The sequence below is a fragment of the Enterobacter cloacae complex sp. I2 genome (genome assembly GCF_014896205.1).
GTDB classification, from domain to species: Bacteria; Pseudomonadota; Gammaproteobacteria; order Enterobacterales; family Enterobacteriaceae; genus Enterobacter; species Enterobacter quasihormaechei.
On the sequence record NZ_JADBRA010000006.1, the window covers coordinates 53,058 to 67,222 of the forward strand.

At 55.0% G+C, this 14,165-nt stretch carries 14 protein-coding genes; 2 read left to right on the plus strand and 12 right to left on the minus strand.

The window, feature by feature from the left end; genetic code table 11:
* Positions 1–2: 2 nt before the first annotated feature.
* The 4 genes from IM300_RS06755 to IM300_RS06770 all read right to left on the minus strand — a co-directional run bounded on the left by IM300_RS06755 (position 3) and on the right by IM300_RS06770 (position 4,863).
* Positions 3–992: a fimbrial protein gene (locus IM300_RS06755; RefSeq protein ID WP_193035839.1), complete on the minus strand. Its 990-nt coding sequence runs from the start codon at positions 990–992 to the stop codon at positions 3–5.
* Between the two features lie 22 nt (positions 993–1,014).
* Positions 1,015–3,558, minus strand: coding sequence for a fimbria/pilus outer membrane usher protein (locus tag IM300_RS06760; RefSeq protein WP_139158012.1), 2,544 nt, complete (start codon positions 3,556–3,558; stop codon positions 1,015–1,017).
* Positions 3,559–3,582: 24 nt separating this feature from the next.
* Positions 3,583–4,257: a molecular chaperone gene (locus tag IM300_RS06765; RefSeq protein ID WP_107534974.1), complete on the minus strand. Its 675-nt coding sequence runs from the start codon at positions 4,255–4,257 to the stop codon at positions 3,583–3,585.
* A gap of 69 nt (positions 4,258–4,326) precedes the next feature.
* On the minus strand, positions 4,327–4,863 hold the full coding sequence (locus IM300_RS06770) for a fimbrial protein (RefSeq protein WP_063449285.1): 537 nt from the start codon (positions 4,861–4,863) through the stop codon (positions 4,327–4,329).
* Between the two features lie 255 nt (positions 4,864–5,118).
* Here IM300_RS06770 and ybiB point away from each other — a divergent pair, with 255 nt between their 5' ends.
* Positions 5,119–6,081, plus strand: a complete 963-nt coding sequence (gene ybiB / locus IM300_RS06775) for a DNA-binding protein YbiB (protein WP_107534975.1) — start codon at positions 5,119–5,121, stop codon at positions 6,079–6,081.
* A gap of 116 nt (positions 6,082–6,197) precedes the next feature.
* Here ybiB and ybiJ read toward each other — a convergent pair whose 3' ends face one another.
* The 3 genes from ybiJ to mcbA all read right to left on the minus strand — a co-directional run bounded on the left by ybiJ (position 6,198) and on the right by mcbA (position 7,391).
* Positions 6,198–6,458 (minus strand): DUF1471 family protein YbiJ, encoded by a 261-nt coding sequence (gene ybiJ / locus IM300_RS06780; RefSeq protein WP_107534976.1) that lies wholly within the window; start codon positions 6,456–6,458, stop codon positions 6,198–6,200.
* A 285-nt stretch (positions 6,459–6,743) separates the two neighbouring features.
* Positions 6,744–7,010 (minus strand): DksA/TraR family C4-type zinc finger protein, encoded by a 267-nt coding sequence (locus tag IM300_RS06785; protein WP_193035841.1) that lies wholly within the window; start codon positions 7,008–7,010, stop codon positions 6,744–6,746.
* A 117-nt stretch (positions 7,011–7,127) separates the two neighbouring features.
* Positions 7,128–7,391, minus strand: a complete 264-nt coding sequence (gene mcbA / locus IM300_RS06790; protein ID WP_063866507.1) for a DUF1471 family periplasmic protein McbA — start codon at positions 7,389–7,391, stop codon at positions 7,128–7,130.
* A gap of 241 nt (positions 7,392–7,632) precedes the next feature.
* Between mcbA and rlmF the strand changes: the two genes are divergently transcribed.
* Positions 7,633–8,544, plus strand: coding sequence for a 23S rRNA (adenine(1618)-N(6))-methyltransferase RlmF (gene rlmF, locus IM300_RS06795; protein ID WP_193035843.1), 912 nt, complete (start codon positions 7,633–7,635; stop codon positions 8,542–8,544).
* 45 nt (positions 8,545–8,589) lie between these two features.
* Here the strand turns inward: rlmF and ybiO are convergent, their stop codons facing one another.
* From ybiO to dps, 5 genes are all read right to left on the minus strand, one after another.
* Complete coding sequence (gene ybiO, locus IM300_RS06800) at positions 8,590–10,800, minus strand: mechanosensitive channel protein (RefSeq protein WP_193035957.1); 2,211 nt, start codon at positions 10,798–10,800, stop codon at positions 8,590–8,592.
* 120 nt (positions 10,801–10,920) lie between these two features.
* Positions 10,921–11,643 carry a glutamine ABC transporter ATP-binding protein GlnQ gene (glnQ, locus tag IM300_RS06805; RefSeq protein ID WP_022647522.1) on the minus strand — a complete coding sequence of 241 codons (723 nt, stop codon included), beginning with the start codon at positions 11,641–11,643 and terminating at the stop codon, positions 10,921–10,923.
* Positions 11,640–12,299, minus strand: a complete 660-nt coding sequence (glnP, locus tag IM300_RS06810; RefSeq protein WP_003858462.1) for a glutamine ABC transporter permease GlnP — start codon at positions 12,297–12,299, stop codon at positions 11,640–11,642. The genes glnQ and glnP overlap by 4 nt, the downstream gene beginning before the upstream one ends.
* 93 nt (positions 12,300–12,392) lie before the next feature.
* Complete coding sequence (gene glnH, locus IM300_RS06815; protein ID WP_003858455.1) at positions 12,393–13,136, minus strand: glutamine ABC transporter substrate-binding protein GlnH; 744 nt, start codon at positions 13,134–13,136, stop codon at positions 12,393–12,395.
* 361 nt (positions 13,137–13,497) lie between these two features.
* Positions 13,498–14,001 (minus strand): DNA starvation/stationary phase protection protein Dps, encoded by a 504-nt coding sequence (gene dps, locus IM300_RS06820; RefSeq protein WP_000100801.1) that lies wholly within the window; start codon positions 13,999–14,001, stop codon positions 13,498–13,500.
* Positions 14,002–14,165: the final 164 nt, after the last annotated feature.

Here is a 14,165-nt window from a genome sequence, read left to right on the forward strand (position 1 = left end):
GGTCACTTATAGGCGAGGGTAATGGTGGCAACGGTGTTGGCAGGTCCTGGCGTAACAACATCGCTGACCTGCTCGTAACGAACCTCAAACGGGATCACCAGCGTTTCGTTGGCAATGGCCTCGCTTTGCGTGTTCACATAGGTATCAAAGGTGGCGATATGGTCATCAAACAGCATTCTCACCCCGACGCCGGTTGCCACGCCGGTCTGCTGTGTGAGCTTAAGCACCCCTTCGAACGCCGATTCATAGCCGTTGGCGCTGGTGACCTTAACCTCTGGCTGCACGGTGCTGTTGCAGTTCACCGTGACGTCAAAGTTCTGCGCCGGGCTTGACAGCATCCCGACGCTGACAAAATCGCTCACCGGGAAATCGCCCAGGTTTACGGTCAGGTTTTTCGGCAGGACGGAGCAGGTCACGTTCTGAAGTTCAACGTTCCCGGCATAGGAAATGGTGTTCGGATCGCTGATGCCTTCATGTTGATAAACGCCGATGCCAAACTTTGACTGCGCCTGAGAAAGCGAACCGGATTTCACCGTATCGCTCGTTTTAACCAGCTCCAGCGTCACGTTAAAATTGAACGCCTCGCTGGAATCCGTTGAAACAAACCCGAGCGGCGTGGCGGTGGAATTACAGTACATGCCGCCCGCGCCGGTAATTCGCTGACCTTTATCATTCATCAGCGCCACGCCAACGCCCTCAACGCCCGACTCATAAACGCCGGAGAGCCCCGGTATTTCAAGACCCGAGCCGTAGTAGCACGCCACAATCGGCAGCCCGTAGTCAGAAGGGTTATAGCAATTACCCGCCACGTGAACGGTTTGTTCCGTACCCGGGATAGTGGCGCCCACGGGCAGGGTGCTGGAGACGGAGATGGCGGCGACGTTAATCTGCCGGGGCAAATCGGACGACGTACAGGTTGCCTTCGCGTGCGGCATAAATAACGCCGCGGTCCCGAGAACCAGTAAGAAAAAGCACTGTTTAATCATTTGCATAATCGTTAGCCTGAACGGTGGATCAGTGACACTGCGCGGCAGCGTTAATGATGCTGGTTTTCTCTTTCTCATCCGTTAGCGCATAGTCAGCGATGCAGCGCTCGCTCGCGTCCTGTCCCCAGGAAACGGCGAGATGCCCCTGCTGCGGCAGACCTGAGAGATAGGTCTGGCCGTCATTACCGACGATAAATTCGCTGTCCTTATCCTCCGTGGTGACCGTCGCGCCGAACGGCAGCGGTTTGCCGTTGTGCGTGAGCGTCATCAGCACGCGGTTGCCCACGCGAGTGTTAAAGCTGGCGCGCACCACGGCCCCGCGGGTTGGGGTGACGATCTGCGCCGCGTGGGTGACGTCGGCGTCGTCCGGCAGCGTTTCAGTATCCAGCGCAATGGTGTTGTGGCGATACGCAGTGACGAACGGCACGACGGTGTAACCGCGGAAGTCGGTTTCAACGCCGGTCTGGTTAGTGATGTGCGTCCCGTGCGTGCCCGGCGCTTTCACCAGCGCGATGGTCTCCCCGAGCGGCTGGCTCAGGGTTATCCCGTTTGCGTGGGCCACCACGCCGCCCTGTAGCCCGACGTTCACGCTCTGCTGATATTTATCCTGACTGACGCCGCCGCTCAGTTCGCCATACGTTGCTTTGTAATCGGCGTTAAGGCTGGTGGAGTTACCGCTGCCGGTACTGCTCAGCCCTTCCTGAATGTTCCAGTTCAGGTTGTCCTCTTTCAGGGCCGTACCGTTCAGACCGATGTTCTGCGTGGTGCCCTCTTTGGTGTTGTTCAGGTTGTACGTGGCCCAGGTGTTATGCATCCAGCGATCCAGCGGAACCGAGACGCTCAGCGCGAACTGGTTATCGTTCGTCACCTCATTGCCGTCTTCGTCACTGTCGTTGGTGTTTTTGTTCATGCTGTAGCTGAGGCTGTAGCTCACGCCGTGCCAGCTGTTGTTGTAGCTGACGCTCACGGAGGTCATGTTCTGGCTCTGGCTCCAGTAGGTCTCTTTCACCAGGCTCAGGGTCAGGGACCCCCAGCCTTCCGGCAGCGTCTGGTCAACGGTGGCTTCGGTGCGGGCGCGGCGCTGCTGCGGTGCAGACCAGTCGTCAGCGCGGGTATAGGACTCCATGGTGTCTTCCAGGGTGTAAAACCCTTTGCTGTTATAGCGATAGCCGGCCAGCGAGAAGTTAGTGCCTGACTGGACGATATCTTTGCTGTAGCGCACGCGCCACGACTGGCCTTTGCTGGCCTGCTGTTTTTTCAGCAGGGCTTTGGCGCGGGTGACGTCAATGGAGAAGGCGCCTAAATCGCCCATGTTTTTCCCGACGCCGACCGCCTGAGACTGATAATGGCTGCTCTGCTGCACGCCACCGTAGGCGGTAACACCGTAGGGTAAACCGTAGATGGCGCTGCCCTGGGCAAACGGAGTCTTTTCCACGTCTTTGTCATAAGAACGATAGCGTCCGGCGGTCACGCTGTAGCGCAGGTTTTTCTCACGCTGCAATACCGGCACGGAGGCAAACGGCACCACGAAATGGCTTTCGCTGCCGTCGGTCTCTTTCACGGTCACCTGGAGGTCGCCGCTGCTTCCGGTGGGGTAAAGATCGTTAATTTCGAACGCGCCCGGCGCGACCGTGTTTTGATAAATGACGTAGCCGTTCTGGCGAACCACCACCAGCGCGTTGCTGTGGGCAGTGCCGCGAATAATGGGCGCATAGCCTTTCTCGCTGTCCGGCAGCATGTCGTTGTCGGATTTCAGCTCCACGCCGGTGTAGGGCACGCTGTCAAAAACATCGGCAGGCGATGAGCTCTGGCCGACGGTGACGTCGCTTTTCATCGCCACAATATCGCGCTGCGCATAGGTATAAACGGAGGTGAATTTCTGTTCCTCCTCCTTACCCGTGGTGCTGCGATTCCAGGTGGAATAGTTGCGAATGCGCCATGCGCCAACGTTCAAACCCGGACGCAGGTTAACGTACTGGCTGCTGTTATCCTGCTCGCCGCGCTGGCGTGCACGGCTGTGGCTGGCATTTGCGCTGTAGTTAAGCAGGCCGGCAGTGATGCCTTCGTCAAACGCTTTCGGGTCAATGTAACCGCGAGGCACCTGGCCCAGCGCCGTTTGAGGAATGCTCAGCAGCAGCTGCTGGTTGCGAACGCGAAAGGTTGCGGATGCCGCAGGGATGACACGTAAATTGGCGCACTGGCCTTTGGCCATCAGCTGCGGAAATTTTTTGGTCTTAATACCGAGGCTTTTTAAATCGTCCAGGCTAAAACAAGGTTGCAGCGTGCCGTTGCCCTGCGGATCTTTCTCAAGCGTAAAGGTCACGTTGCGGGTATCAATTTTATTATTATTGATAAACACCGCGACCTCATATTTTCCCGGTGCCTGGCCGGGCCCTTTTTCATAAACGGACAGATCGGTTTTTCCCTGCTGGGGATTATCAATATCCAGCAGGGCAGGGTTAAAATAATCATCAGCCATTACCTGCTGGGCAAAGATCGCCATTGCCAGGCCACAAAGAATGACCAGCAGTGATGAAATTCGGCAGGTGAACGGCTTTTTATCGCTGTACATGATTATTTTATTACCGGGGAAGTATTAATGAACGGATTTCGAGAACGTATGGCTGATGCTGCCGTAATCAGTAATAATGGAATACGTCACGTTCGCGCCCCCGACATTACCCGGTAAGGCAAAATGCGTTTCCGTTTTCGGAACGGCCCAGGTCGCTTTCGTGACTTTCTGACCATTCAGCGTGACGGTCTGGAAATTCATATAGAAGGGCGTAGGGTTATTCACCACCAGGTCGTTGCCTTCGCGATGCCATTCAAGTTTATCCGCCACATCTTCCGGTCGGCCTTTTACCGCAGACGGGCGATACAGCAGTTTAATGCGGGTGTTGATTGCAATTTGCAGCGTATTCACGCCCTCAACGTGCTTTGAAGAAGGGATCGCTTTAATGTTCAACCAGTACAGGGATTCCCTGTCTTCCGGTAAATTTCCGCCCGTACGCACCACGCGCAGAACGTTATCTTCCTGCGCATCCAGACGGAAAAGCGGCGGGGTGATCAGGAACGGGGCTTTGGCCTGGTTTTTACCGCCGGAATCGACCCAGGACTGCACCAGATAATCCGTCGCATCTGGATTTGAAAGACCAAGAGAAGATTCCTTCTTATCTCCCTGATAGACCAGCCGGGTGCCATTAATAATGACGCCTGCATGTGAAGTGGCGGCTACCAGTAAAAGCGTGCTCAGTAAATAACCGTGGCGCATAAAGATTTCTCAATTAATAGAGGAGAGAGTAATGCTCGCAAAAGCATTACTCTCTCCGGATTGATAAGATCAGTTATAAATAACGGTGAAGGTCGATACAGAGTTAGCGGGGCCTGCGGTAATTGCCGCGCCGGTTTGAATATAACGCGCGCCGAACTCCAGATCGTTAACCGCCGTACCGGAGGTTAATTGATACTGCTGCGACGGCGTATACAGGCTGACCGGCTGCTCTGACGCATCCACCAGCTGAATCGCCACGCCCGTCGCCGCATCGGTATCTGGCGTTAAGGCAAGCGTTGAATTGTTATTCGCATCCGGCTTACCGCCGAAATTAATCGCAGCGGAGGTGACCGTGTCAGGGCAATTCGTTAACTTAATATCAAACCGCGTTAAGGTGCTGGTAGAGCCTGCACCGGTAAATACCGTTTTAGACACTTTACCCAACTGCACATTTAATGGATTACTTAATCCATTCACGACCTGACAAGCAGAATCGATAATTTCCCCGGTGAAGTTTATTTGTCCTTCACCGTTTGTTGCCGCAAACGTGGACGCAGAACATCCCACCGCTGCGGCGATGATTAAACCTAAAGCAACCTTGTTCATAGCAAATCCTGATATGTTTCTGGCGAGAACGTTGCCTGGACGTTTCACCGTTGACCCTTAATGACTTTCCGTGGGTTATTTAATCAAAAAATGTATGGTTATGAATTAGCCATAGAAATCACAAATAATTGAAAAAAAGGTTGTGTTTATTTTTTATCATCAAAACAGAAGGTTGCCTTGCCTGATAAAAAACTAACGGCCAGCCAGTCATCAGGGCTATATTGTTAACAAGATGATGCAGTCAGGAGAAATGTCGTGGATTACCGCAAAATTATCAAAGAGGTAGGGCGTGGAAAAAACCACGCTCGCGATCTGGACCAGGAAACAGCCCGTGCGTTGTACACGCACATGCTGAATGGCGACGTGCCGGAACTGGAAATGGGCGGCATACTGATTGCGCTGCGTATTAAAGGGGAAGGTGAGGCGGAGATGCGCGGCTTTTATGAGGCCATGCAGTCGCAGACAATGCGCTTAACCCCGCCCGTCACGAAGCCGATGCCGATTGTGATCCCGACCTATAACGGCGCGCGTAAACAGGCAAACCTCACGCCGCTGCTGGCTATTCTGTTGCAGAAGCTCGGTTTCCCGGTGGTGGTCCATGGCGTGAGCGAAGATCCGACGCGCGTGCTGACAGAAACCATTCTTGAGCTGTTAGGCATCGAACCGACCCTCCATGCCGGCCAGGCGCAGGCAAAGCTTGAAGGGAACCAGCCGGTTTATATCCCCGTGAGTGCGCTCTGCCCGCCGCTGGAAAAGCAACTGGACATGCGCTGGCGCATGGGCGTACGTAACAGCGCTCACACGCTGGCAAAGCTGGTGACGCCGTTTGCCGAAGACGCCGCGCTGCGTCTTTCCAGCGTCTCCCATCCGGAGTACGTGACGCGCGTCGGGCAATTTTTTGCCGAAATCGGTGGGCGGGCGCTGCTGATGCATGGAACCGAAGGGGAGGTTTACGCCAATCCCCAGCGTTGTCCGCAGATGATGCTCATTGAGCCTGCCGGGACCCGCGTTGTGCTTGAACGTGGAGAAGAAAGCAGCGATGTCATTCTGCCTGAATCGAAAGATCCGCAGGTTACCGCGCACTGGATCGTGCAGTGTCTGGCCGGAAAGGTGCCGGTTCCGCAGTCGATCCGGCTGCAAATGGCCTGCTGCCTGCTGGCTACGGGAGAAGTGGAGACGGTGGAAGCCGGAATGCAGCGCGTGGCGCAGTCCTTTTAAATAAAAAAAAGCCCGTCCAGTGGCGGACGGGCAAACAAAGGGTAACAACAACAGGGTCAATGAGGGTTGGAGCATCTCACCAGAGGGAGGGTGAGGGTGGAGCAAAATTCGTTCGATTATTTGTAGATAACCGCAGTACCGCTCAGTTTGTTATTACCGTTAGCGGAGGTAATGGTGTATCCACTTGCGCCGGCAGCCGCTGCTTTCTCAGCCAGTTTTGCTTCCAGACCGTCCAGCGTGGTTGCGCCTTCTGCACTCACCACACCGATTTTATTCAGATTCTGTGCCTGAGTAGAAGAAACAGGCTCTACAGCGAAAGCGCCGAAAGAGAGGGCGGACAGGGCAACAGCAGCAACAGCATATTTGATCGTTTTCATGGCTAAGTTCTCGCAGGTTATTCTGTTAAGGGGACGATGTTCCGTCGATGTGATAAGTATCACGCTTTTTTGCGAGAGATAAAATCGAAGAGAATTGACGTGGTTACTCAAAAAATTTGAATGACAAATAACTTATTGATTATTAATAAATTCAGACGCACGATTTACACTTCTTGCTGAAGCGCTTTACAGAACGGATGACAAGGGCACGTTTTGCTACGCGCTTCGCTAAAAGTCGTGAGCGTAAAGGAAGCGGCAAGTGGGGTTAGCTTCGGTAAAGGAAAGTCAACGTAACTGGCTGTCTTTCGATCCTCTGCGATTATATCCTGAATGTGAAGCGTTTTTTGAATCTTTCTCCTGCTGGCAGGCGATGCAAAGCCGTACACCCGGAATGGCTTTACGCCGTGCCTCGGGAATGGGTTCCCCGCACTCTTCGCATTCCGTCAAACTTTCGCCGCGCGGAATTTCGCCGCGAGCACGCGCGACCGCATCTTCAATGGTACTGTTGATCTGTTCGTTAACGGCGTCGTCATTCGTCCAACCGGAAGCCATACTGTTCCCCTGAGTGGTTAAAGCCATATTATCAATATGGGGTTAAAAAACGCACAGTCAAGGCGCAGAGAAAGAGAACTGCATCCGCAGGACGGATGCAGTCCGGAAGGAGGTGGGTTATTTATAGATAGTCGCGGTGCCGTACATATGGTTATCGCCACCGGCGGCATTTACCACGAAGCCTTTAGCCCCTTCCTGACGGGCTTTTTCGGCCAGCTTGTCCTGAAGGTCATCAAGGTTGCTTGCCCGGCTGACGGAGACAGTCCCGGCAGCGCGTAGCTGGCCGGTGTCGGTGCTGTCGGTCAGAGGCTGAACGGACCAGGCAGAGAACGATGCGCCTGCCAGCGCACCCGCAATAATAAAGGTCAAATACGTTTTCATCTTCACATCCTCAGGGAAACAACAGGTGATTCCTTTTTAGTTTAGAAGCCTGACGAGTGTGATTTAACGCAAAAATTTGATGATGATCTGCGTGTTTTTTGAACGATAAATACTGACAATTTGCTGACAGATCATAGACATACAGGTGGCTGATTTTTGTCGTTTTTTTGTGCGGCTCAGAGAGATATTTACCCCCGCGCCGTCACAGGGTATCTTACGCGGCTGTTTAAAGGAGAATGCCATGACTTCCCAAAAGCCGGGATTGCACCCGCGTAACCGCCACCGTAGCCGCTACGACATGAAAGCCCTGTGCCAGAGCTGCCCTGAGTTGCAGGATTTTATCGTTCAGACCCCAGCCGGTGAGCCGTCGGTCAACTTCGCCGATCCGCTGGCGGTTAAAACGCTGAACAAAGCGCTGCTGGCCCATTTTTATGGCGTTACGCACTGGGACATCCCTGAAGGCTTTCTCTGCCCGCCGGTACCGGGGCGTGCGGATTACGTCCACCACCTTGCCGATCTGCTGGCGGAAGACCACGATGGCGTAGTGCCGAAACAGGCTACCGTTCTTGATATCGGTACCGGCGCGAACCTGATCTATCCCCTGATAGGCGCGCATGAGTACCAGTGGCGATTTACCGGCAGCGAGACCGGTAACGAAGCGTTCGCCAGCGCGCAGGCCATTATTAACGCTAACCCGGGGTTAAGCCGAGCCGTACGCCTGCGTCGTCAGAAGGATGCGGCTGCTATTTTCAACGGCATTATTCACAAGAACGAAAATTATGATGCCACCCTGTGCAACCCGCCGTTCCACGACTCCGCCGCCTCTGCACGTGCGGGAAGCGAACGCAAGCGGCGTAACCTGGGTCAGGCTGAAGATGGCGCGCTAAACTTTGGCGGCCAGCAGCAGGAGCTGTGGTGCGAGGGCGGGGAAGTGGCCTTTATTCTGCGCATGATTGCCGAGAGTAAAGGCTTCGGTCGCCAGGTGAAATGGTTTACCACGCTGGTCTCCCGTGGCGATAACCTGCCGCCGCTGTACCGTGCGCTCACCGACGTCGGTGCGGTGAAGGTCGTCAAAAAAGAGATGGCGCAGGGCCAGAAGCAGAGCCGCTTTATCGCCTGGACCTTTATGGACGATAACAAACGCCGCAAATAGCACCCCATCGTAGGCCGGGTAAGGCGAAGCCGCCACCCGGCTCGGTTACAGCGTCGGCTCCTGCGGAGGGAGCGGCGAAGCGGGCGGCGGCAATACCTGATACGTCTGCACCGGCGCTCTCACGTTCGCCAGATCGAAGTGTTTTTTCACCATGCTGTCGAGGGCAAAGCGCACCGTCCACTGTTTTAGCGGCTGGGTGGTAAACGACACGCGCAGGGTAAAGGCGGTGTTCGTCAGCCCGACGATGCCCGCGAACGACGGCTCGCCAATCACCAGCCCGCGAATATCTTCCATCTCCATCAGCTCGCTCACCGCATCGCGTAGCGCCTGCTTCGCCTTATCGGCATCCTCGTGACGATCGACGTCATAATTCGCCACCACCGAACCAATGCCGCGCACAAAGTTGGCAAAGGTGGTGATCGATGACCACGGAATAATGTGGTACGCCCCGGTATCCTGACGCACGCCTACCGAACGAATGGACATCCGCTCCACCGTGCCGGTGAGCGCTCCGATGGTCACCAGATCACCGGTGTTCATCCCGTTCTCAAACTGGATGAAAACGCCGGTGATAATATCTTTAACCAGCGTCTGTGAGCCGAAGGAGATCGCCAGCCCCAGCGCACCGGCACCTGCCAGCAGCGGGGCGATATTGACCCCGATTTCCGACAGCACAATCATGATGGTGATGGTACTGATGATCACCGCCAGCGCGTTGCGGCACAGGGTCAGCAGCGTGCGGGCGCGGGCGCTCGGCAGCGGCCTGCCGTGAACATCCGACACCAGCCGGTTCTCAATAAGGCTTGCCAGCAGCGTCCAGCCGACGGCGGAGAAGAACAGGATCAGCGCGATACGAATAAGAATATCGACGGTTTTTTCCCCCGCGCCGTTATGCAGCCAGTTCCAGAAGTCAAACAGGCCCCATGCGTTCAGCAGCAGCATGATGGCCACGCAGACGGTCAGAATGCGCGCCACCTTCAGCGACACCGACGTCCAGCCATTTACCCGTTTTTGCAGCTCCGGGTAATTCCGCTGAACCTGCGGCGACAGGGTGATGGTTTTCGACAGCCAGCGGGAAAGCAGGCCAGAAACAAACGCCGCTATGCCGATAATCGCCAGGCTTTTGAACGTCGCCCCCATCATAAATTTCAGGCTGTTGCCCGGATCGAACAGGGAGAAGAAGCACAGCACGATAAAATAGGCGCTGGCCAGCCAGTGCCACACCAGCGCAAAGGCCCGAATAAACAGGCTGAAAAAGGAGAGGGAGCGATCGGCCAGGTTCAGCAGGCTGTCGGTGATGGCCTTTTTATTGTGGAAGATGAGGTACAGCGCCCAGACGGTAATGCAGAGCATGATCAGCACGTTCGCCAGCGCGCCGAACTGCACGTTCACCTGGTTGGAGATAATCGGCACGGCGACCAGCAGGCCGTAGCCAATCAATCCGCTCAGCACGCTCAGCCGCACCGCCCAGTATTTGGCGCTCCGATCCTGAATGGCGAAGGGGCGAAGATCCGGCACGTTCGGGCAGAATATTAGCCGCAGCAGCGCCTTAAAGAACTCGATCAGGGCAAAGGCGTTCAGGAACAGCCCCTGCTGGAAGGCGATGGTTTTATTCCCGGTATTAAGACGGTCGGCCAGCAGCTGACCGACAAACAGCGTCAGCGCCAGCAGCAGCAAATCGATGATAAAGGCCCCGGTAATCATGGCCGGGAGGTGCAGCCAGCTGCTTTTATGCTGATTCTTTTTACGCCCCCACTGGCCCATCTTCCGGTAGAGCGGCCAGACGCACAGGCGCAGCAGCCAGTAGAAGATGAATACCGCACCCGCCAGAATAGAAAACTGCGTGGCGGCTGCGGAGAAGGTGTGGGGGTTAAAAGGCTTATGCGAGGTGCCAATCAGGTTGCGATAGAGCTGGGCAAAACGCGACGACAGGGCTTCCCCGTAGCGGCGGCTGATGTCGGTGACGTTTTCCAGCACCGTCTTTTCTTCTTCGACTTCCGGCGGCGCAATGGTCGGAACCGGATCCTGAGGCGGCGTGGCGGCCACTTTCCTCAGCTGATCGATCAGCTCCTGCCGGGACGTGTCGTTCTCAAGCACGTCGGCAAGTGCGCTGTAGGCGGCTTTTTTCTTTTCAGCGTCCGGTTCTGGGGCCGCATTTTGCTGGGTGGCGGTGGCTCCGGTGGTGACGCCGGGAATGGTTACAGCGAGCGATGGCGCGCTAAACAGGCTAAACAGGAGTAACAGGATCCACGGCACGGCGTCCTCCGACAAAAATATCGTGCAAAATGATAAGTATAGAGGGCGAGACGCGGAGGGGAGTTTTTGGGAACAATCCGGCGTAAAAAAGCCGGGCATGCCCGGCTCAGTGTGTGGCTATCAGGAGACGTGTTGCAGGAATTCCTGGAGACGCTGGCTCGGTGGGTTCGCAATCAGCGCCTGCGGATTGCCGTCTTCCGCGATACGGCCCTTATCAATGAAGATCAGACGAGACGCCACTTTTTCGGCAAAGCCGATTTCGTGGGTCACGATCACCATCGTCATGCCTTCTTCCGCCAGATCCTGCATCACTTTCAGCACCTCGTGACGCAGCTCCGGGTCGAGCGCGGACGTGGGCTCATCAAACAGCATCATCTTTGGCTTCACCGCCAGCGCACGGGCAATGGCCACGCGCTGCTGCTGGCCGCCGGACAGCTCTGACGGGTAGTGGTGGGCACGCTCTGCCAGACCCACTTTCGCCAGCAGATCTTTGGCCAGCGTTTCCGCCGCCGCTTTGCTGGCCCCGCGCACGCGCAGGGGGCCAAACATGACGTTTTCCAGCGCCGTCAGGTGCGGGAACAGGTAAAACTGCTGGAACACCATGCCCGCTTCCTGGCGGATCAGGCGCTCGTCCACTTTCGGATCGTTAACCTTCAGGCCATCGACGATCAGATCGCCGCTGGTGATCTCCTCGAGCTTGTTAATGCAGCGCAGCAGGGTGGATTTACCGGAACCGGACGGCCCGATGATCACCACCACTTCGCCCTGCCTGATGTTCAAATCGATATTGTGCAGCACCTGGGTTGGGCCGAAGTGCTTGGAAACGTTTTTAAATTCAATCACAGGATTTTCATCCTTCTTTCAAGACGACGCAGAACAAAGCTCAGAACAAGCGTGATAATCAGGTAGACAACGGCGACCGCACTCCAGATTTCCAGGGCGCGGAAGTTACCCGCGATGATCTCCTGGCCCTGACGGGTCAGCTCGGCCACGCCGATAACAATAAACAGCGAGGTGTCTTTAATGCTGATGATCCACTGGTTACCCAGCGGCGGCAGCATGCGGCGCAGCGCCAGCGGCAGTATCACGTGACGGATGGTTTCGCGACGGGAAAGGCCTAACGCCAGACCGGCTTCGCTGAAGCCTTTGTGAATCGACAGCACCGCGCCGCGGGTGATTTCCGCAATGTAGGCGCCGGAGTTGATCATGATGGTGACAACGGCTGCGCTGAACGGGTCAATGCGCAGGTCGGTGAAGGCCATCGGCAGGGCGAAGTAGATAAACATGACCTGCACCACAATGGGGGTGCCGCGGATCACTTCGATGAAAACCAGTGCGATGTGGTTTGCAATCCAGCCGCCGTAGGTACGAGCGAAACCGGCCACCAGACCGATAATCAACCCGCCAACCAGACCGAGGACCGAAATCCACAGGGTCATTTTAGCGCCTTCAAGCAAGAGAGGAATGGCAGGCCAGATGGCGCTCCAGTCAAACTGCATGATGTATTCCTGTATACCGTGGTGAAAAACGAAAAACGTAGGCCCGGCGCGCGTGAGCGCCACCGGGCGTTACAAACCTGAGTTCAGGTGAAGTTATTTAGGCTCGGTACCGAACCATTTTTTGTAGATTTCGTTATAGGTGCCGTTCTCTTTCAGGGTTTTCAGCGCGCCGTTCACTTTATTACGCAGGTCGTCGCTGCCTTTCGGGAACGCAATACCGTACTGCTGTGCTTCCAGAGAATCGCCTACCGCTTTGAACTTGCCGTTCCCTGCGGTTTTGATGAAGTACAGGATGTTAGGCGTGTCGTGCAGCACCGCGTCAGCGCGGTTGGTGCCCAGTTCCATATACGCGTTGTCGATGTTCGGGAACTGACGCAGGTCTTTGGTTTTGATGTTGGCTTTCGCGTAATCCACGGAACCGGTGCCGCTCTTCACGGCGACCACTTTACCGTCGAGATCTTTCACGCTTTTGACGTCGTTGTTATCCGCTTTTACCATCACCAGCAGGCCGCTTTTGTAGTAGCCGTCAGAGAAGTCGATCGCTTTTTTACGTTCTTCGGTGATGGTGATGCCCGCCAGCGCCAGGTCAACGTTTTTGGTTTGCAGCGCCGGGATGATGCCGCTGAAGTCCATTGGCTTCAGGGTGTAATCCAGCTTGAGTTCTTTTGCGACAGCGGCCCACAGATCGACGTCAAAACCCACGTATTTGTCACCCTGTTTGAATTCAAACGGTACGAACGCCGTGTCAGTCGCCACAACAAGTTTGTCGGCGGCCTGCGAGGACACCGCAAACGCCAGGGTAAGTGCAGCCAGTGAAACTTTTAATACAGACTTCATAGCATTTCCTTTTATATCCACGGGGCGATCCCCTGCGAGAACCTCTGGCACAATGAAAAAATCATGCCAGTTTTACAAGCTGTTGTTTTGCAAAGGGGATGATGTCACGCATTGCACAAAAAGCGTGGCAATCCTGTCATGTTGCACCAGAATGGAGCACCGTTTTGGTGCGCTTCGTTAAGGTCTTCTGACAGGGGGATATTTAGCGCAGAATCTGACGAAAAAACAATCTTCCGTTAACGGTTGTGTGAGGTGATTATTACATTTTATTCACTTTTGCGGCCATTGCGGACAAAAGTGCGCACCATAAATGTGCAAAACCCCCGCCGGGGGCGAGGGTTATTCAGATAATCCGCAGGGATTATTCGATGTTGGACTCGATAAACCACAGGAACTGATCCAGGTCGCGGGAGGCAGCGGTAAAGATATCCGCAGTGTCTTCGTCTTTCGCTTCGCCAATCGCTTTACGCACGTCGTTCGCGACGATCGCGTAACGGTCCGCCAGCTCTTTCAGGTGATCCTGAACGGTATGGATATCCAGCGGATAGCTTTTCAGTGGCGTTTTGCTGTTGATCACCTGCGTGGTACCCAGTGCCACACCGCCCAGCTGTACGGCGCGTTCGGCCATGGTATCCAGGTGAGTCACCAGTGCTGTGCGGAAGCCATCCAGCATTTCATGAACGGCAATAAAGTTTGCACCGCGCATATTCCAGTGGGCCTGCTTGGTGATCAGCGAAAGATCGATGAACTGGACCACCTGGCGATTCAGCAACTCAATGGTCGCTTTTTTATCGCTATCCGATACATCGTTACGGGTATAAAGCAGATTAGACGCTTTCGTTTTCACCAGTTTAGCGGTACTCATAATCTCATATCCTCTTGATGTTTGTGTCCCAGGTAATTACGGGATTAAGTATAGCACCGGATTTTTTCCCTGCGGTTTGGCTCTGCCTATTGGTTTAATAGCGAAAGGTGGGTTGAAGTTTTAACTTATTGAGTTTTATATATTTTATATAAATTGATGCAGAT